Annotated in this window: 18 protein-coding genes, 2 tRNA genes and 1 pseudogene; 6 read left to right on the top strand and 15 right to left on the bottom strand. The window is 67.9% G+C overall.

Annotated features, from left to right (window positions below; translation table 11 throughout):
• Positions 1–89 precede the first annotated feature (89 nt).
• Positions 90–479: a nuclear transport factor 2 family protein gene (locus ACU6XJ_RS10390; RefSeq protein WP_476309082.1), complete on the top strand. Its 390-nt coding sequence runs from the start codon at positions 90–92 to the stop codon at positions 477–479.
• Between the two features lie 90 nt (positions 480–569).
• Here the strand turns inward: ACU6XJ_RS10390 and ACU6XJ_RS10395 are convergent, their stop codons facing one another.
• The 4 genes from ACU6XJ_RS10395 to ACU6XJ_RS10410 are packed head-to-tail and all read right to left on the bottom strand — an operon-like array spanning position 570 to position 3,291.
• Positions 570–1,217, bottom strand: coding sequence for an aminodeoxychorismate/anthranilate synthase component II (locus ACU6XJ_RS10395; protein ID WP_476309084.1), 648 nt, complete (start codon positions 1,215–1,217; stop codon positions 570–572).
• A 49-nt stretch (positions 1,218–1,266) separates the two neighbouring features.
• Entirely contained in the window at positions 1,267–1,425 is a 159-nt protein-coding gene (locus ACU6XJ_RS10400) for a hypothetical protein (protein WP_476309087.1), read from the bottom strand.
• A gap of 10 nt (positions 1,426–1,435) precedes the next feature.
• Positions 1,436–2,560, bottom strand: coding sequence for a class E sortase (locus ACU6XJ_RS10405; RefSeq protein ID WP_476309089.1), 1,125 nt, complete (start codon positions 2,558–2,560; stop codon positions 1,436–1,438).
• A complete protein-coding gene (locus ACU6XJ_RS10410) occupies positions 2,557–3,291 on the bottom strand; it encodes a DUF881 domain-containing protein (RefSeq protein ID WP_476309092.1) in 735 nt (244 codons plus the stop codon). Before ACU6XJ_RS10410 ends, ACU6XJ_RS10405 begins: the two co-directional genes overlap by 4 nt.
• A 179-nt stretch (positions 3,292–3,470) precedes the next feature.
• Here ACU6XJ_RS10410 and crgA point away from each other — a divergent pair, with 179 nt between their 5' ends.
• Both crgA and ACU6XJ_RS10420 read left to right on the top strand, forming a co-directional pair.
• A complete protein-coding gene (gene crgA / locus ACU6XJ_RS10415; protein WP_476309094.1) occupies positions 3,471–3,737 on the top strand; it encodes a cell division protein CrgA in 267 nt (88 codons plus the stop codon).
• A 319-nt stretch (positions 3,738–4,056) separates the two neighbouring features.
• Positions 4,057–4,470, top strand: coding sequence for a PH domain-containing protein (locus tag ACU6XJ_RS10420; protein ID WP_476309098.1), 414 nt, complete (start codon positions 4,057–4,059; stop codon positions 4,468–4,470).
• Positions 4,471–4,481: 11 nt separating this feature from the next.
• On the opposite strand, the gene ACU6XJ_RS10425 is transcribed toward ACU6XJ_RS10420, so the two are convergent.
• Both ACU6XJ_RS10425 and ACU6XJ_RS10430 read right to left on the bottom strand, forming a co-directional pair.
• Positions 4,482–5,363: a rhomboid family intramembrane serine protease gene (locus ACU6XJ_RS10425; protein WP_476309101.1), complete on the bottom strand. Its 882-nt coding sequence runs from the start codon at positions 5,361–5,363 to the stop codon at positions 4,482–4,484.
• A gap of 18 nt (positions 5,364–5,381) precedes the next feature.
• Positions 5,382–5,921, bottom strand: coding sequence for a peptidylprolyl isomerase (locus ACU6XJ_RS10430; RefSeq protein ID WP_476309103.1), 540 nt, complete (start codon positions 5,919–5,921; stop codon positions 5,382–5,384).
• A gap of 105 nt (positions 5,922–6,026) precedes the next feature.
• On the opposite strand from ACU6XJ_RS10430, the gene ACU6XJ_RS10435 reads away from it, so the two are divergent.
• Together ACU6XJ_RS10435 and ACU6XJ_RS10440 are read left to right on the top strand one after the other, a co-directional pair.
• On the top strand, positions 6,027–6,557 hold the full coding sequence (locus ACU6XJ_RS10435) for a hypothetical protein (RefSeq protein ID WP_476309106.1): 531 nt from the start codon (positions 6,027–6,029) through the stop codon (positions 6,555–6,557).
• A gap of 179 nt (positions 6,558–6,736) precedes the next feature.
• A complete protein-coding gene (locus ACU6XJ_RS10440) occupies positions 6,737–7,294 on the top strand; it encodes a DUF2020 domain-containing protein (RefSeq protein WP_476309109.1) in 558 nt (185 codons plus the stop codon).
• Positions 7,295–7,632: 338 nt separating this feature from the next.
• Here the strand turns inward: ACU6XJ_RS10440 and ACU6XJ_RS10445 are convergent.
• From ACU6XJ_RS10445 to gyrB, 6 genes and pseudogenes are all read right to left on the bottom strand, one after another.
• Positions 7,633–7,705: transfer RNA gene (locus ACU6XJ_RS10445), tRNA-Ala, on the bottom strand.
• Between the two features lie 35 nt (positions 7,706–7,740).
• A pseudogene (locus ACU6XJ_RS10450) lies at positions 7,741–7,857 on the bottom strand (DLW-39 family protein); the annotation flags it as partial.
• Between the two features lie 288 nt (positions 7,858–8,145).
• A tRNA-Ile gene (locus tag ACU6XJ_RS10455) sits at positions 8,146–8,220 on the bottom strand.
• A gap of 61 nt (positions 8,221–8,281) precedes the next feature.
• Positions 8,282–9,103, bottom strand: a complete 822-nt coding sequence (locus ACU6XJ_RS10460; protein WP_476313915.1) for a DUF3566 domain-containing protein — start codon at positions 9,101–9,103, stop codon at positions 8,282–8,284.
• 517 nt (positions 9,104–9,620) lie between these two features.
• Positions 9,621–12,137, bottom strand: coding sequence for a DNA gyrase subunit A (gene gyrA, locus ACU6XJ_RS10465; protein WP_476309111.1), 2,517 nt, complete (start codon positions 12,135–12,137; stop codon positions 9,621–9,623).
• 43 nt (positions 12,138–12,180) lie between these two features.
• Positions 12,181–14,151, bottom strand: coding sequence for a DNA topoisomerase (ATP-hydrolyzing) subunit B (gyrB, locus tag ACU6XJ_RS10470; RefSeq protein ID WP_476309114.1), 1,971 nt, complete (start codon positions 14,149–14,151; stop codon positions 12,181–12,183).
• 292 nt (positions 14,152–14,443) lie between these two features.
• Between gyrB and ACU6XJ_RS10475 the strand changes: the two genes are divergently transcribed.
• Positions 14,444–14,905 carry a pyridoxamine 5'-phosphate oxidase family protein gene (locus tag ACU6XJ_RS10475; protein WP_476309117.1) on the top strand — a complete coding sequence of 154 codons (462 nt, stop codon included), beginning with the start codon at positions 14,444–14,446 and terminating at the stop codon, positions 14,903–14,905.
• Position 14,906: 1 nt separating this feature from the next.
• Here the strand turns inward: ACU6XJ_RS10475 and ACU6XJ_RS10480 are convergent, their stop codons facing one another.
• The 3 genes from ACU6XJ_RS10480 to ACU6XJ_RS10490 all read right to left on the bottom strand — a co-directional run bounded on the left by ACU6XJ_RS10480 (position 14,907) and on the right by ACU6XJ_RS10490 (position 17,065).
• Positions 14,907–16,124 carry an RNA polymerase sigma factor gene (locus tag ACU6XJ_RS10480; protein ID WP_476309121.1) on the bottom strand — a complete coding sequence of 406 codons (1,218 nt, stop codon included), beginning with the start codon at positions 16,122–16,124 and terminating at the stop codon, positions 14,907–14,909.
• Between the two features lie 4 nt (positions 16,125–16,128).
• On the bottom strand, positions 16,129–16,482 hold the full coding sequence (locus ACU6XJ_RS10485) for a YciI family protein (protein ID WP_476309123.1): 354 nt from the start codon (positions 16,480–16,482) through the stop codon (positions 16,129–16,131).
• Positions 16,483–16,549: 67 nt separating this feature from the next.
• Positions 16,550–17,065 (bottom strand): GbsR/MarR family transcriptional regulator, encoded by a 516-nt coding sequence (locus ACU6XJ_RS10490; protein ID WP_476309126.1) that lies wholly within the window; start codon positions 17,063–17,065, stop codon positions 16,550–16,552.

The raw sequence follows: 17,065 nt of genomic DNA on the forward strand, positions 1-17,065 counted from the left end.
CGGCAGATCACAGCCGAGCGGGGCGCCACCGGTTTCCGGCGGCGCCCCGCTCGGCGTTGCGGCCGCGGTGCGTTGATTAGGCTGCAAGGGTGGAGAAGGTTGCCGTCGACGAACTGCGTGCCGTGGCGCAGCGTTACCTGCGGCTGCTCGCCGCCGGTGATGTCAACGGTGTGCTCGAGCTGTTCGCCGCGGACGGGCAGGTGAGCTCACCGCTGTGTGGCCGGATTCCGGCGCGGGAGTTCTACCCGCAGCTTGCCGCCGACGCGCAGCGCTGCGCCATCACGCCGATGGACCTCTACCTCTCGGCCGACCACGAGCGCAGGGCCGCGGTGCATTTCCGCTACCACTGGACGCTGAGCGCGGCCGAGCCGACCAGCTGGGACTGTGTCGACGTGCTCGAGCTGACCGAGGCCGGTCTGATCTCGCACCTGCGGATCATCTACGACACCCACCCGATGCGGCTGCGCATCGCGGGCTGAGGCAAGCCGGTCGAGGGTCGCAGGCAGACTGCCTGCTCGCGCAGTCGGTGCGCAGCCACACTCGGCCTCGCGCCGGTGAGCCTCGAGCGGCTAGCGGTGGTCGGCCGCCGCGGCCAACTGGCGCATGCCGTTCTCCAGTTCGAAGACCGTGGACTCGGGCACGTCCAGGCCGCAGCCGCGCAGCCAGGTGGCCAGCATCCGGTGGCCGCCCTCGGTGAGCACCGACTCCGGGTGGAACTGCACACCCTCGATAGGCAGCTCGCGGTGCCGCATGCCCATCACCACCCCGGATTCGGTGTGGCCGGTGATCTCGAAGGCCTCCAGTGGAATGGTGTCCTCGCGGACGGCCAGCGAGTGGTAGCGGGTGGCGGTGAACGGATTGGGCAGTCCCGCCAGCACACCGACCCCGGAATGCAGCACCTGGCTGGTCTTGCCGTGCAGCAGCTCGGGGGCGCGTTCGACGGTCGCGCCCCAGACGGCGCCGATGGCCTGGTGGCCGAGGCACACGCCGAGCAGCGGCGTGCGCTTCTCGGCCGCCGCCGAGATGATCTCCATGGTGCGGCCTGCGCGTTCCGGCGTGCCGGGGCCGGGGCTGACCAGCACCCCGTCCACCTCGTCCAGGAGGCTGGGCTCGACGACATCGTTGCGCCGCACCACGCAGTCGGCACCGAGCTGGGCGAGGTACTGCACGAGGTTGTAGACGAAGCTGTCGAAGTTGTCGACGACCAGGATCCGCACCCGGCCACCCTATCCGCCGCGGGTCACCGGGCGGCAGCGAGTTTCGCGCTCAGGAGGCTGTGGTCACGTCGTTGAACGGCAGCAGCGGCTCGAGCTTGGGGAAGACGTAGAAGAACAGCAGCCCCACCACGGCCGCGACGAGGATCAGCGCCTCGATCACCTTGACCGCGGTCGGGCCCGGCAGGTGCCGCCAGATCCAGCCGTACATGTCCAACTCCTCAGGGGGCGGTCAGCTCGTCGGGCCGCTTGTCCGGGTTGGCCGGGTCCTTCGGGTACTCCTTGGTGAAGACCCCGTGGATGATCAGCCGTTCCTTGGCGGAGAAGGGCGGGTGGCAGGTGGTCAGCGTGAGCAGCGGAAGCTGCTGGTTGGCGGTCAGCTTGCTGTCCGGCTTGTTCGGCACCGGCAGGATCACCCTGGTGTTGCTCGGCCGCACGATCTCCTGGCCTGCCAACCCGGTGTAGTCCCCGGTCAGCTCCGGCAGATCGGCGCAGCGCGGGTTGCTCGCCTTGGCGTTGTCCTCGCCGGCCATCGGCAGCACCCGGTAGACGTACCAGCTCACTTGCGTCTCGATCAGGATGGAGTCGCAGGAGCCGAGCAGGTCGAGGTCGTTGAACGGGGAGCCTTTGCCCACCCGGTGGCCCGCGACGGCGAAGTTGCCCGGCTGGCCGGGGAAGGCGCTCTTCTTGTAGTGGCCGGGACCGGCGGCCAGCGTCTTGTCGTCGGTGCCCTCCAGCACGGTGAACACGAAGTCCGGGCCGAAGGAGGGGATGTAGAGCTTCGCGAAGCCCTTGCCGTCCGGCACGCTGATGTGCGTGCCGCGCTCGGGATTCTTGCTCCACTCGTCTTCCAGTGCGGAGGTGGCCTGCTTCTGCTCACCGGCGGAGAACATGTCGGTGATGTAGACCTCGTAGACCACGAAGAGCAGCACCACAAGCCCCGCGGTGATGAGCAGCTCACCGAAGGCACGCACCACCGCGCGCCCGGGCTCCCTGCGCGGCGGGGGCGCGGGCTCCTCGGCCCGGCTCACCTCGCCGTCGGGCGGCTCCACCGGCGGAGGCGGCGGGTTCTGCGCGTGTCGGGGATGCCGGTAGAAGTCCTCGCTGCCCGGCTGGGCGGACACCCTCGGCAACCGCGTCGTCTGTTCCGAGGGCTGCGGCGGCTGGCCCTGCCCTCGGGGTGCGGGCGGGAGGTTCCAGCCCGGCTTCGGCGCGCCTACGGGAGCGGGGTCGAACCCCTCCGTGATCCGCGGTCCGCCGCGGCCCGCCCGAGGACCACCTGCCTGCCGCCCGGCATCCTCCGGACGCCAGTGGTGCCGACCCCTTGGCGGTTGGCCGTGTGTCACCGAGGCACCTCCTGCACCTTCTCCAGCCGCAATGTTCCGGTGTAGCCCGGCACCCTGAGATCCGTGTCCCGCTCCACGCGGTAGCCAAGACCGTAGGCCTTCACGTACTGACGGAAGACACGCACCCCGGGCTCGGCGTCCAGTTCCGCGGTCATGCGCTCGGCGTTGCCGATGGCGGTGATGACGTAGGGCGGAGAATAGGTCCGGCCGTGTAGCAGCAGTGTGTTGCCGATGCAGCGCACCGCCGAGGTGCTCACCAACCGCTGGTCGGCCACTGCCACGGCTTCGGCACCGCCCCGCCACAACGCGTTCAGCACGCTCTGCACGTCCTGCTGGTGCACCACGAGTGCATCGGGCTCCACATCGCTCGGGTAACGGCCGTCCGGTCCCCGGCCCGCGTCGGTGAGCGTGACCCGCACGCCGCGGCCGCGCAGCGCCGACAGGCCCGCCGGGGATTCCAGTGTGCCCGCCCGGTCGCGTTGGGCGCGAACGCCCGCGTCGGATCCCGCCTCATCGGAACCAAGTCGTTCCAGTTCCGAGCGCAACGTGGCCAGCTGCTGCTCGGCAGCGCCGACGCGGGATTCGGACTCGCGGATCAGGCTGCTCAACTCGGTGGTGCGGCCGCCGCGCAGGTCATAGCCGTCGGAGGCGTTGTGGCTGACCGCGAACAGCGATCCGGCGAGCAGACAGACGGGAACCACGGCGAGATGCCAGATATCCGGCCTGCGCACCAACCGGCTCCTTCCGGCGGAGGATTGCGGAGAAGAGTTTGCCCAATGGGCTCCTGCAAAACCAGCCGCATCGATTACGTTAACGTGTCCTTGGGCTTTGCGTTGTGCACAGGTATGGCATGAGGCAGGCCACAGGGCATACTTCATTCGCCACGATCCACGGTCTTAACGAGGACACCATGCCGAAGTCGAAGGTCCGCAAGAAGGACGTCTACACGCCGCCGCCGGACAAGCGGACTCCGGTGAAGGTGAAGGGCATCGGCCCTTCCCACCCGCTGTACGTCGGCGTGATGCTGGCCGTGCTGCTGATCGGCCTCGCCTGGATCGTCGTGTACTACCTCGCCGCCGAGAAGATCGACTTCATCAACGAGCTTGGGCCGTGGAACTTCGCCATCGGCTTCGCCTTGATGATCACCGGCCTGCTGATGACCATGCGGTGGCGCTGACCTGTTTTCGAGCGGCATTCGGCGGCCGGGTTTCGGGCAATTCACCCAGGGTTACCTGGCGTGTACCGATACCCGGTCGGCCGCTTGCGTTGTCTCCCACAGGTGCAGCAAGTTCCACGCAGCGTGACTGAACTACATAGGTGTAAGCCATCCCCACTGGGGATAACTTCTGTGGATAGATGCTGGTAAGCGAAGCGCCGCCGGTAGCCGCCCTCAGTTATCCACAGGCTTTACAGCCTCCTGATCGGTGGTTTCCCACCATCTGGCAGTCTGCAACTACACCCTGTTACGAACTCCTCACGCGTCAGGCGAGGTCGAGGTGGCGGAATCGCGATCGTGGGCACCCGAGATGGGTTTCGTGGTGACCGGCTGGGTGCTGACCGCCGCGGCGGTCGCCTGGCTCGTGTTTACCGACGATCCGCGGGCCCGGCTGCTCGCGGGGGCGGGTGCGCTGCTGCTGGGTGCGCTGTCCTGCCATGCCGGTGTGTTCCGCCCGAGGCTGGCCGCGGACAGCGAGGGCGTAGTGGTCCGCGGTCTTGGCGGCCCCCACCGCTGGGCTTGGAGTCAACTCCAGCACCGGGTGGCGCGGACCCGCAGGCTCGGCCGTGAGGTCGCGGTGCTGGAACTGGACGCCTTCGAGCCCGCGGAGCACCTCATCGTGCTGACCAGGCTGGACCTCGGCGCCGATCCGGAGGATGTCGCCGACGAGCTGACCAGGCTGCGTTCCACCTGATCAGCCGCTGATCACCCGCCCAGAAACGGCGACAGCCTGGACACGGCGATCGCGATGAGACCCGCCAGCGCGAACAGCAGACCGACCGATGCCGTGGTCTGCAGCAGGTTGCGCTGCCGCGGCGGCGCGTAAACCATCGCGCCGGTCGCGATGGCGCCGATCACCAGACCGCCGACGTGGGCCAGCAGCGAGATGTTCGGAATCGTGAAGCTGATGAACAGGTTCAGCGCGATCACCGTGAGCGCGGGCCCCGGGCTGACCTTCAGCCGCAGCGCGGCGAGGACGATGCCGCCCATGAGACCGAACACCCCGCCGGACGCGCCCGCGGTTCTGGCCAGCGGGTTCTCGAACAGCATCACCGCGGCGCTGCCGCCGAACAGCGACAGCAGGTAGACCGAGAGGAAGCGGACCCGGCCGAGCACGGTTTCCAGATCCCGGCCAAGCACCCACAGCGCGAACATGTTGAGCAGCAGGTGGATCGGGCCGTAGTGCAGGAACCCGTTGCCGAGCAGCCGTCCCCATTCACCGTCCGCGACGAGAACCGGCATCAGGAGCCACTCGGCGAAGAACCGGGAGGCATCGTTGTTGAGCGCACTGCCCGCCTGCACGGCTGTCAACGCGTAGACCAGCAGGTTGATCACGATCAGCACCGGCGTGACGAGCGGCCTTGCGGGTTCGGCGCCCGCGACCGTGACCGCCCGCCGGGTGTCGCGTTGGCCTTCGTGCACGCAGTCCACGCACTGGTAGCCGACGGCCGCCTCACGCAGGCAGTCGGGACAGGCGGGCCGCTCGCAGCGCACACAACGCAGCCCGGTCACCCGGTCCGGGTGTCGCGCGCAGGTCAGCTCGGTCGGCGGGCCGCCGTAGGCCGGAAGGTCCGGTGGAACACTCACCTGTTCAACCTACGCAGTTCAGGATTCGGCGGTCTCGACGGTGATCGATTCGATGACCACCTCGTTCACCGGGCGGTCACCGGGACCGGTTGCGGTGCGCGCGATGGCGTCCACGACGTTGCGCGACTCCTGGTCGTCCACCTCGCCGAAGATCGTGTGCTTGAAGTTCAGGTGCGGGGTCGGGGCCACCGTGATGAAGAACTGCGAGCCGTTGCTGTTCGGTTGGCCGGGGTTGGCCATCGCGAGCAGGTAGGGCTTGTTGAACTGAAGCTCCGGGTGGAACTCGTCGTTGAAGTTGTAGCCCGGTCCGCCGCGGCCGGTGCCGGTGGGGTCGCCGCCCTGGATCATGAAGCCGTTGATCACCCGGTGGAAGATCGAGCCGTCGTAATAGGGCCCGGTGGCCTCGCCCTTGGCGTTGGGGCCCTGGTACTCCTGGGTGCCCTGCGCCAGCCCGACGAAGTTGCGGACGGCCTTGGGCGCGTGGAACGGCAGCAGGTTGATGCGGATATCGCCCTGCGTCGTGTGCAGAGTGGCGGTCACTTGGTTGCTGTCAGTCACTCGTTCATCGTGCCATCTTGAGCGAAAACCACCGTGCAGGGGGAGGATGGAGACGCCAGAGGCAGTTCACGTACCCGCCCGAACGGGCGGCCGAGGAGAAAGCCCATGGACGAGGTAAAGCTCATGACCCAGGCAGGCGAAAAGATGGGCCACGCCGTAGGGACCGGCATCCGGGCGGTCCGAGAGGGCGCCACCGCCGCGGGCCAGGCTTCCCGCCGAGCGGCCCGCCGGGCCGAGGAGCGGCTGACCGACCAGCTGGAGTCCTCCCAGACCCTGCTCCAAGACCGAGCCGCCGAGGTGGGCAAGACCACCCGCCGCGCCCGCAAGCAGCTGGCCAAGCACCAGAAGCAACTCCGCAAGCAAACCCGCAAGGCCCGCCAGGACCTCGCAAAAACCCTCAACGTGGGCCCCCGCCCCAAACGAGGCCGCTTCTTCCTCCTCCTAGCCGTCTTCGCAGGAGCAGCAGGAGTGGCCGCCTACGCGGTCCTCTCCCGTCGCCCCCAACCAGTCCGCCTGGAGGACGAACCGCTCCCCAAGGACACGGAGGACAAGCCGGCAACCCCCGACGACGTCCAAATCCCCCGTCTCCGCGAAGCGGAAAAGAACGCCAAGGCACCCACCGACCAACACTGGTGACCTAACGGCAAACACAAGGCTCCCCGGCCACCCGGCCGGGGAGCCTTGTACATAACCCAGCAATCCCTCGACCCGAGAGCATGATCGAGTGCCTGAGCATCCGAATTGCCCACGGTCCGGGCTTTTACGGGGTGACCCGGTGGTTGGGCCCGAATGTTGGGGCTGGTTGACTGGCCTGCATGAGGCGAATCCTGGTGGCGCTGGGTCTCGTGTTGGTGGCCGGCTGCGGAGCCAACAACATCACTGATGGGCAGCAGGCGGACGGTTCCGGTTCTGCCGCCCCCTCGTCCGACGCCTCGACAGGCTCTCCGACCTCCGCGCAGGCGAAGCCCCCTGCACTGCCCAAGCCGGGTGCGACCGGGCCCTGTCCCTACATCGCGCAAAAGATCGCCGAAGACACAAACGGCCAAAAGGTCGCGAAGACCCGAATCTCCGAGGGCCAACCTCCTGCCTGCTTCTTCTACAGCAGGACCGGCGAGCTACAGCTACAGGTTTTTGTCTTCAAAACCGCCAGTGACGCCGAAGCCCGAGCCGCCGTAGATCGAGCCGCGCCCGTAGCCGAGTCCTCGAAAAGGAGCGTTCTCGACTGGCAGGGCGGAAGCCTCGCGAAAGACGACGGCTCAGTAGTGGCAGTCTCCAAGGGCCCCAACGCCGTAGTGGTGATATCCAATCAGCGGACCACGGTACGACCCGCGAAGGTCGCCGAGCATGTGATCACCACGTTGAAGCTCGGCTGACCCGCGAAGCAAGGCAAGTAACTACAAGCCACGTCGGAAACCACATACCGATTTGTCGACATATCGACAAACCCACAAATACCCCAAGCGATAGAACTCGCCCAGCAGCGTCACAAACCGCCCAAGTCGGGCAGCCAGTTAGCCAGAGCGAACGCCAGCCTCATAGGTGCCACGTTGGTGTCAACAAACTGGACCACGCTGGGTCGGAAGGAACTCGCACCGTGGGGGGTTTGGGGGGCTCGGCCCCCCAAAATTATGACGGCCGACCAGGCGAGGCGGCGAAGCCGCCGAGCATGGTTAGCCAGAGGTCGCCGCCGAGCATGGTCGGCCCGAGGTCGTGGAGCCGAGGGGAATCGAACCCCTAACCCCCGCCTTGCAAAGGCGGTGCTCTGCCAATTGAGCTACGGCCCCTTGGTGGGCGAGCAATGCTCGCCCGGCCATCAGCCCTCGGTCGGGGCCGTGGCCTCACGCCACAGGTCCGCCTCGGCCTTCGCGGCACGACTGCGACGAACCAGCAAAAAGACTGCACCAGCGACTGCTGCGAGAGCAATCAGCTTCTTCACCACGGTCAAGTCTCCTCAATGAGCGGGAAGTGATCCTGCCAAGCCAGGCTACCCGCTCCCCAACGCAGGCGTCGGGCCCAGTTCTGCCGTTTGAAGCAACCCCAGAGAAAGATCCCGAACGCCAAGCCAGCCGAAGTCGTCGGGAACTTGGGAACCGCCCGCCACTCGGTGGCGGGGGTCCAGGGGGCAGAGCCCCCTGGCTGGGGTTTGGGGGCTTGGCCCCCAAAATCATTACGATCTGGTGAGGGTCGGCGCTTCCCGCCGACACACCCCACCCAATCCAGATCGTGGGCCTAGGTGGACTTGAACCACCGACCTCTTCATTATCAGTGAAGCGCTCTAACCGAGCTGAGCTATAGGCCCTCGTGCAGGCGGGAACATTACCTCACCGCCTGCCGGACTCCCAAATCGGGGGTCCGCGTCGTCACTCCCGTTCCGACAGCGTGAGTTCCACTCCGCCAACGAGATCGGCCGCGATGTTGTAGACGAAGGCGCCAACGGTGGCCAGCGCGGTGAACAACACGATGTTGACCGCTCCGACGATGGAGGCGGCTCCGAACACGCGGCCCGCGCTGATCAGCTGCTCGCCACCGCCGCCGTCCTCGGGGCGCACCAGGTCGCCGTAGGCGCCGTTGAGCTGGTTCCAGGTGCCCATGCCCTCCAGCACGATGTAGAGCACGCCGACGGCCACCAGCCAGACGAAGAACAGCACCACGGACAGCACCAGGGCGAGTTTGAGCACCGACCAGGGGTCGACGCGCTTGACCTGGAGGCTGGCCCGGCGGGGTCCTCGCGCGGTGCGCCGCACGGCGGAGGCCGCGGCACCGGTCCTGGTGGCGCCGGACCCACTGGCACCGCTGTAGCCGCCCTGGCCGCTCTCTCCGAGCGTCACCGAGGTGCGACCCAGGGTGCCGATACCGCCGAGGCCCTTGAGCGCGGCGCCGGACATGCCCATCGCCGCGGCGGCGATCGAACCGGGGTCGGGGGTGTTGTTGTCCCGGACGTCCATCTTCTCGGTGGCCGCGCCCTCGGCGATCCGCTGCGTCTCGTCGTTGCGCTCCGACTCGCGCAGCCGCTCGAATTCACCTGTCGACTCCGGCGGCCGCTCGCTGAAGTCGGAGGAGACCCGCTGCCATGGCGGCAGGCCGCCCGCGGCGACTGCGATGTCCTCGTCGGAGCGGTTGGGCTCCTGCCCCGATTCGGCGGACGGTTCCACCGGATCAGGTGACGGAAGCTCGCCCGTCACGGTGTCCGGAGCGTCCGGCGGATCGGTGACGTCGAGCGGTTCCGGCGCGTCGACCACGTCCTGGAATTCGCCGCCCTGCTCGGCGGGCGCCGCCGAGTCGGTCTCGGTGATCTCCGTCCGGTCGACCTCCGCCGCGGGCTCCGGCTGCTCGTCCGAAACGGGTCGCTCGGTGTCCACGGCGTCGTCGACCCGCTCCTCAGCCTGCGACTCGGTGCTCTTGTTGATCACTGGTAGCACCGTAGTCGGCTCGATGACACCTGCCCGGTCCACCGGCAGGTCATCATCCGCCTGAACAGGCACATCAGCCGTCCCGGTGGCGGGCTCGGCCTCCGTATCGGCCGCCGAGTCCGCCGCGGGTTCCTGGCTCGGCTCGTCGGTGGGCAGCGAGCCGGTCCACTCGTGAGACCCCAGAGCCTCTTCCTCGATGATCGAGGTCTGCTCCGTTTCGCCGGTCCCTGTCTTGGCGGGCTTGTCCGAAGGTGTCACGAGTGGTCCCTAGCTTGAGTTGTGCGCGGTGTCAGTTGGCAGGCTCGCTGCCATTGCCACCGATTGTGTCTGGCTCCGGCTCATCGGCATTCCGGGCCACGGCCACCAGAGTGGTGCCTTCGGCGAGGTTCATCAAGCGAACACCCTTCGTCTGCCTGCCGGCCTTCCGAACTTCCTTCGCGTTCGTCCTGATCACACCACCCGTGGAGGTGATCGCGAAGATCTGGTCGGCGAGGTCCACGATCAGCGCTCCGACCAGCCTGCCGCGACGCCGGTCGTACTGGATCGTCAGCACGCCCTTACCGCCACGGCCCTGTACCGGATAGTCCTCGATTGGCGTCCGCTTCGCATATCCGCCGTCGGTCGCCACGAGCAGGAAGTGCTCCTCGTTCTGCTTGACGACGTTCATCGCCAGCAGCTCGTCACCGGAGTTGAACCGCATGCCCAGCACGCCCGAGGTGGCCCGGCCCATCGGCCGCAGCGCGTCGTCGGTGGCGTGGAAACGGATCGACTGGCCGTCGGCGGACACCAGCAGCAGGTCGTCATCCGCCGAGCAGAGCGCCGCGCCGACCAGCTCGTCCTCGTCCTTGAGGTTCACCGCGATGAGGCCGCCGGTGCGGTTGGAGTCGAAGTCGCTCAGCTTGCTCTTCTTCACCAGACCGGACTTCGTGGCCAGCACCAGGTACGGCGCCACCGTGTAGTCCTTGATCTGGATGACCTGCGCGATGGACTCCTCCGGCTGGAACGCCAGCAGGTTGGCCACGTGCTGCCCTCGGGCGTTGCGGTTGGCCTCCGGAAGCTCGTAGGCCTTCACCCGGTAGACCCGGCCCTTGTTCGTGAAGAACAGCAGCCAGTCGTGCGTCGAGGTGATGAAGAAGTGCTCGACGATGTCGTCCTGCTTCAGCGTCGCGCCCTGCACGCCCTTGCCGCCGCGCTTCTGCGCGCGGTAGAGGTCGGTCTTGGTGCGCTTGGCGTAGCCGGTGCGGGTGATCGTGACGACCACGTCCTCCACGGCGATGAGGTCCTCCATGGACACCTCGCCGTCGAAGGGGACGATCACCGTGCGGCGGTCGTCACCGTGCTTCTCCACGATCGCCAGCAGCTCGTCACGGATGATCTGACGCTGCCGCTCGGGCTTGTCCAGGATGTCCTTCAGGTCCGCGATGATCCGCTCGAGCTCGGCCAGCTCGTCGATGATCTTCTGCCGCTCCAGCGCCGCCAGCTTGCGAAGCTGCATGTCCAGGATCGCGGTGGCCTGGATCTCGTCGACGTCGAGCAGCTCCATCAGGCCGGTTCGCGCGATCTCCGCGGTCTGCGATCGCCGGATCAACGCGATGACCTCGTCCAGCATGTCCAGCGCCTTGACCAGGCCGCGCAGGATGTGCGCCCGCTCCTCGGCCTTGCGCAGCCGGAAGCGGGTGCGCCGGACGATGACCTCGACCTGGTGCCGGACGTAGTGCCGGACGATCTGGTCCAGCCGCAGCGTGCGCGGCACGTTGTCGACGATGGCCAGCATGTTGACGCCGAAGCTGTACTGCAGCTGGGTCTGCTTGTAGAGGTTGTTCAGCACCACCTTGGCCACCGCGTCGCGCTTGAGCGTGATCACGATGCGCCTGCCGATGCGGTCCGAGGACTCGTCGTTGATCTCGGCGATGCCGGTCAGCTTGCCGTCGCGGGCCAGCGCGGCGATGTTCTCGATCAGGTTGTCCGGGTTGACCTGGTAGGGCAGCTCGGTGACGACCAGGATGGTGCGTCCCTTGTTGTCCTCCTCGACCTCGACCACCGACCGCATCCGCACCGAACCGCGGCCGGTGCGGTAGGCGTCCTCGATGCCGGACCGGCCGACGATCAGGCCGCGGGTCGGGAAGTCGGGGCCCTTGATCCGCTCGATCAGCGCTTCCAGCAGCTCCTCGTCGGTGGCCTCGGCGTTCTCCAACGCCCAGACCACACCGTCGGCGACCTCCCGCAGGTTATGCGGCGGGATGTTGGACGCCATACCGACCGCGATGCCCGAACCGCCGTTGACCAGCAGGTTGGGGATGCGGCTCGGCAACACGGCGGGCTGCATGGTCTTGCCGTCGTAGTTCGGCACGAAGTCGACGGTGTCCTCGTCGATATCGGCCAGCATCTGCATCGACAGCGGCGTCATGCGGCACTCGGTGTACCGCATGGCGGCGGCGGGGTCGTTGCCCGGCGAGCCGAAGTTGCCCTGCCCGTCGACCAGCGGGTAGCGCAGCGACCACGGCTGCGCCATCCGCACCAGGGTGTCGTAGATGGCCGAGTCGCCGTGCGGGTGGTAGTTCGCCATCACGTCGCCGACCACGCGCGCGCACTTGACGTAGCTGCGGTCCGGGCGGAAGCCGTTGTCGTACATCGAGTACAGCACCCGGCGGTGCACCGGCTTCAGACCGTCGCGGACGTCGGGCAGCGCGCGGCCCACGATCACGCTCATCGCGTAGTCGACGTAGGAGCGCTGCATTTCCTGCTGGATGTCGACCGGCTCGATGCGGTCGTGGTCGCCAGACGGTGGCAGCGTGGTCTCGGTCACTTAGCGTCCTTCTTGAATGCGGCTCATGGGGATGGGCTGGCGACTACACGTCGAGGAAGCGGACGTCCTTGGCGTTGCGCGTGATGAACGACCGGCGGGCCTCGACGTCCTCGCCCATGAGGATGGAGAACAGCTCGTCGGCGGTGGCTGCGTCATCCATGGTGATCAGCTTCAGGGTGCGGGTCGCCGGGTCCATGGTGGTTTCCCACAGCTCGGAGGCGTTCATCTCGCCGAGACCCTTGTAGCGCTGGATGCCGTCGTCCCGCGGGATCTTCCGGCCCGCTTCCGCGCCCGCGGCCAGCAGTGCGTCCCGCTCGCGGTCGGAGAAGGCGTACTCCGGCTCGCTGCGCGGCCACTTGATCTTGTACAACGGCGGCTGCGCGAGGTAGACGTGCCCGTGCTCGACGAGCGGCCGCATGAAGCGGAACAGCAGGGTCAGCAGCAGGGTCTGGATGTGCTGGCCGTCCACGTCGGCGTCGGCCATCAGCACGATCTTGTGGTAGCGCAGCTTGCCGATGTCGAACTCGTCGTGGATGCCGGTGCCCAGGGCGGTGATGATGGCCTGGACCTCGGTGTTCTTCAGCACGCGGTCGATGCGCGCCTTCTCCACGTTGATGATCTTGCCACGGATCGGCAGGATCGCCTGGTACATGGAGTCGCGGCCGGACTTGGCGGAGCCGCCCGCGGAGTCACCCTCGACGACGTAGACCTCGCTGCGGGCGGGGTCGGTGGAGCGGCAGTCGGCCAGTTTGCCGGGCAGCCCGCCGATATCGCCCGCGGACTTGCGGCGCACCAACTCGCGGGCGCGGCGCGCGGCCAGTCGGGCCTGCGCGCTGGACGCGGCCTTGGTGATGATGACCTTGGCCTCGGCGGGGTTGCGCTCCAGCCAGTCCGCGAGGTGCTCGTTGCACATGCGCTGGACGAAGGACTTGACCTCGGTGTTGCCCAGCTTGGTCTTGGTCTGGCCCTCGAACTGGGGCTCGGCGACCTTGACGCTGACGATCGCCGCCAGGCCCTCGCGGACGTCGTCGCCGGTGAGCGCGCCGTCCTTCTCCTTGATCAGCTTCTTGTCCTTGGCGTACTTGTTGATCGTGGAGGTCAGCGCGGCGCGGAAGCCTTCCTCGTGGGTACCGCCCTCATGGGTGTTGATGGTGTTGGCGAAGGTGTAGACCGAGGAGTTGTAACCGTTGTTCCACTGCATGGCCACCTCAACCTCGTGACCCTGACCCTTGCCCTCGAAGCCGATCACCTTCTTGTGGACCGGGTCGCGGGTGGCGTTGAGGTGCCGGACGAAGTCCTCCAAGCCGCCGGGGTACTGGAACTTGCGCTCCCGGATGGTGGCGGTGTTGCCCTCAGCGTCCTCGGTCGCGTCGGCTTCGCTGATCCGCTCGTCGCGGAAGATGATGAGCAGGCCCTTGTTCAGGAACGCCATCTCCTGCAAGCGGCGGGCGACGGTCTCCGCGCTGAAGGTCGTGGTCTCGAAGACGTTCGGGTCGGGCCAGAAGGTGATGATCGAGCCGGTCTTGTCGGTCTCTTCGCCCTTGTTCAGCTCGTGCACGGGCTTGGAGTCCTCGTAGCGCTGACGCCAGACGTGGCCGTGGACGTGGATCTCCACCTCCAAGGCGGAGGACAACGCGTTGACCACGGAGACACCCACGCCGTGCAGACCACCGGAGACGGCGTAGGACTCGCCGTCGAACTTGCCGCCGGCATGCAGGGTGGTGAGCACGACCTCCACGGCCGGGCGCTTCTCCACCGGGTGCATGTCGACCGGGATGCCACGGCCGTCGTCGACGACCCGCACTCCGCCGTCGGGCAGCAGCGTGACCTCGACCTTGGTGGCGTGACCTGCCATCGCCTCGTCGACGGCGTTGTCCACGACCTCCCAGACGAGATGGTGCAGACCTCGCTCACCGGTGGAGCCGATGTACATGCCGGGCCGCTTGCGGACCGCGTCGAGGCCTTCGAGCACGGTGATGGACGAAGCGCTGTACTGGTTCTTCTTCGCTGCCACGGGCCTCGACGTCTCCTCGGGAAACTGCGTCTGTTCCAGGCTGGCGGCCGACCGCGAACGCGGGGCACTCGCACAGCCTCCCTGAATCTTACCGGGCCACCTACTCAGAAGGGCTATTAGGACACCCCTGAGAAGGTCACAGAGGCCGGAAAAAGATTGAGGACGAGTCGCGAGGGCCGGAATGCTCACTCTGAACCGCTCACGCCCATTCGGGCACGGCTGCCGATTCGAGCCCCGCTCGGCCTCCCATCAGCCTGCCCGAACTGTCAGGGACGGATGGGACGCTCAGGACATGGCGATCTGGCATGACTTCGAACGGGAAGCTCCCGACCTCGCGGCAGCGGTGAAGGCCCGATTCACCGCCACCAAGCACCACGTGATGGCGACGCTGCGTCGGGACGGCGCACCCCGGGTCAGTGGCACCGAGGTGGACTTCCGCGGGGAGAACCTGCTCATCGGCTCCATGCCGGGCGCGGTGAAGGCCGCCGACCTGCGGCGCGACCCGCGGGTCGCCTTCCACGCCAACCCGGGTGACGGCTCGATGGCGGGCGGCGACGCCAAGCTCGCGGGCCGCGCCATCGAGGTGACCGACCCGGACCGGATCGAGGAGTTGCTCGGCGAACCGCCCCAGCAGCCGATGCACCTGTTTCACGTTGAACTGTCCGAGGCGGTGCTCACCTCGGTGTCCGGCGACGAGTTGATCGTCCAGCACTGGACACCGGGCAACCCGGTCCGCGAGACCCGTCGCCGCTGAGTCAGACCGGCGGGGACAACAGGAACTCCCGCTCGACCTCGTTGCCGGTCAGCTCCGCCGCCCTCGCCCGCTCCGACGCGGCCTCCGCGGTCCGGCCGAGCCGGTGCAGGAACTCCGCCCGCGTGGCGGGCAGCAGGTAGTAGCCGCGCAGGCGGGGGTGTCCGGCCAGCCGGTCCAGTTCGGCGAGGCCCGCTTCGGGGCCGTCGACCTCGGCCACCGCCGCGGCTCGGGCCAGCGCGGCCACCGGTGACGGAAAGCGGGTGAGCAGCGTGTCGTACAGCGCGACGATCTGCTGCCAGTCGGTCTCCTCCGCCGAGGCCGATTCGGCATGCACCGCGGCGATGGCGCCGTGCAGTGCGTACTGCCCCGGTGCGGCCGCCGAGGTGCGCAGCATCGCCCGCTCGACCAGCGCGAGCCCTTCGGAGATGGCGGGGCGGTCCCACCGCGTGCGGTCCTGCCTGCCCAGCGGGATGAGCCTGCCCTCGATGTCCAGGCGGGTGTCTCGCCGGGCGTCGGTGAGCAGCATCAGTCCGAGCAGGCCCAGCGCCTCCGGCTCATCCGGCATCAGCGTGACCAGCAGCCTGCCCAACTCGATGGCCCGCACCGCCAATTCGCGCCGGGACAGCGCTTGGCCTCGGGCCGCGGTGTGCCCCTCGGTGAACAGCAGGTAGAGCACCGCGAGCACCCCGGAAAGCCGGTCGGGAAGCTCGGGTCCCGCGGGCACCCGGTAGGGGATGCCCGCCGCGCGGATCTTCTTCTTCGCCCTGGTCAGCCGGGCGGCCATGGTGGGTTCGGCGATCAGGAACAGCCTGGCCACATCCGGGGTCGGCATGCCGCAGACGAGCCGCAGCGTAAGCGCCACCCTGGCATCGGCGGCCAGCGCGGGGTGGCAGCAGGTGAAGACCAGCCGAAGCCGCTCGTCGGGAATCTCCTCCGTCACCGGCTCCCCTTCGCCCGGCACGATCAGCAGCGGCAGCTTCCGGGCCAGCACCCGCTCGCGCCGCAGCCGGTCCAGCGCCTTCCGGCTCGCGGTCCTGATCAGCCAGGCGGCGGGCTTGTCCGGCACGCCGTCCCGCCGCCAGGCCTCGACCGCCTTCGCGAACGCGTCGGCGGTGGCCTCCTCGGCGAGGTCGAAGTCACGCGCCTGGCGCACCACCGCGGCGAGCACGGTCGCCCACTCGCGGCGGTACACCTGCGCCAGCACGTCCTCGGGTGACACGGTCTCAGCCGACGGGCACGGTCTCGACCGGCCGAACCTCGATCGCGGTGCCGCACATCGGGCAGTGCCTGGCGATCTCCAGCGCGTCGTCCAGGTCGGCGGCCTCGACCAGGTAGTAGCCCCCGATGTGTTCCTTGAGCTCGGCGTAGGGCCCGTCGGTGATGAGCAGTTCATCGCCCCCGGGCCGCAGGGTCGTCGCGGTGCCCGCCGCGGCGAGGCGGTTGGACGACCACTCGATGCCGCGCTCGTCCAGGTAGCTCCAGAACTTGTGGTGCGCGGCCATCGCCTCGCGCAGTTGCTCCTCGGTGAGCTCGGGGTCCTCCAGGCCAGGCGCGACGAGCATGAGCATGTACTTCATGTTGGCCTCCTTTCGCCTATCCGACGAACGGCGCGAGGCCGGAATCGACAGCTCGCCCCGAGATTTTTCAGCGATCCGCCTCGGCCGCCCGTCGCTCGGCCCTGAACTTGCGCCAGCGCTCGAACATGCCGTTCATCTCGTCGTGCAGGAACTCGAAGAACAGCACCGTCTCGGTGAGCCGTCGGCCCGCCTCGGTGTGCTCGCCGAGGGTGGCCGCACCGTCACGAAGACTGTTCTCCCAGCGGGTCAGCAGCTGGTCGCGTTTCATGATCGCTTCATGCCAGGTGTCGTCGTGCACCACATAGACGTCTCGCCTGGTGCCCGGCTCGCGTTCCTTGCTGACCAGGTTGACCTGGCTCAGATACCGCACGCCACCGGAAATGGCCGCGGGACTGGCCTGCAACGCCTCCGCGAGTTCGGCCGCGGTCAGCCTGCCGGAGTCGGTGGCGAGCAGTGCGGTGAAGATCCGAGCGGCCATCCGCTGCATCCCGGCCTCGGTGAGCAGCGCGGCGAAGCGCTCGATGAACCTCGACACCGCCGCGCTGTCCCGCGAGTCCTGCTCTTCGGCCGCCAACCCTGTCAC

It is taken from the genome of Actinorectispora metalli (assembly GCF_056323685.1).

What these genes read in the sequence shown, in the direction of transcription:
- crgA (WP_476309094.1), top strand. Translation starts at nt 3,471, where the DNA reads ATGCCGAAGTCGAAGGTCCGCAAGAAGGACGTCTACACGCCGCCGCCG.
- ACU6XJ_RS10435 (WP_476309106.1), top strand. Translation starts at nt 6,027, where the DNA reads ATGGACGAGGTAAAGCTCATGACCCAGGCAGGCGAAAAGATGGGCCAC.
- ACU6XJ_RS10400 (WP_476309087.1), bottom strand. Translation starts at nt 1,425, where the DNA reads ATGTACGGCTGGATCTGGCGGCACCTGCCGGGCCCGACCGCGGTCAAG.
- ACU6XJ_RS10485 (WP_476309123.1), bottom strand. Translation starts at nt 16,482, where the DNA reads ATGAAGTACATGCTCATGCTCGTCGCGCCTGGCCTGGAGGACCCCGAG.
- ACU6XJ_RS10440 (WP_476309109.1), top strand. Translation starts at nt 6,737, where the DNA reads ATGAGGCGAATCCTGGTGGCGCTGGGTCTCGTGTTGGTGGCCGGCTGC.
- ACU6XJ_RS10475 (WP_476309117.1), top strand. Translation starts at nt 14,444, where the DNA reads ATGGCGATCTGGCATGACTTCGAACGGGAAGCTCCCGACCTCGCGGCA.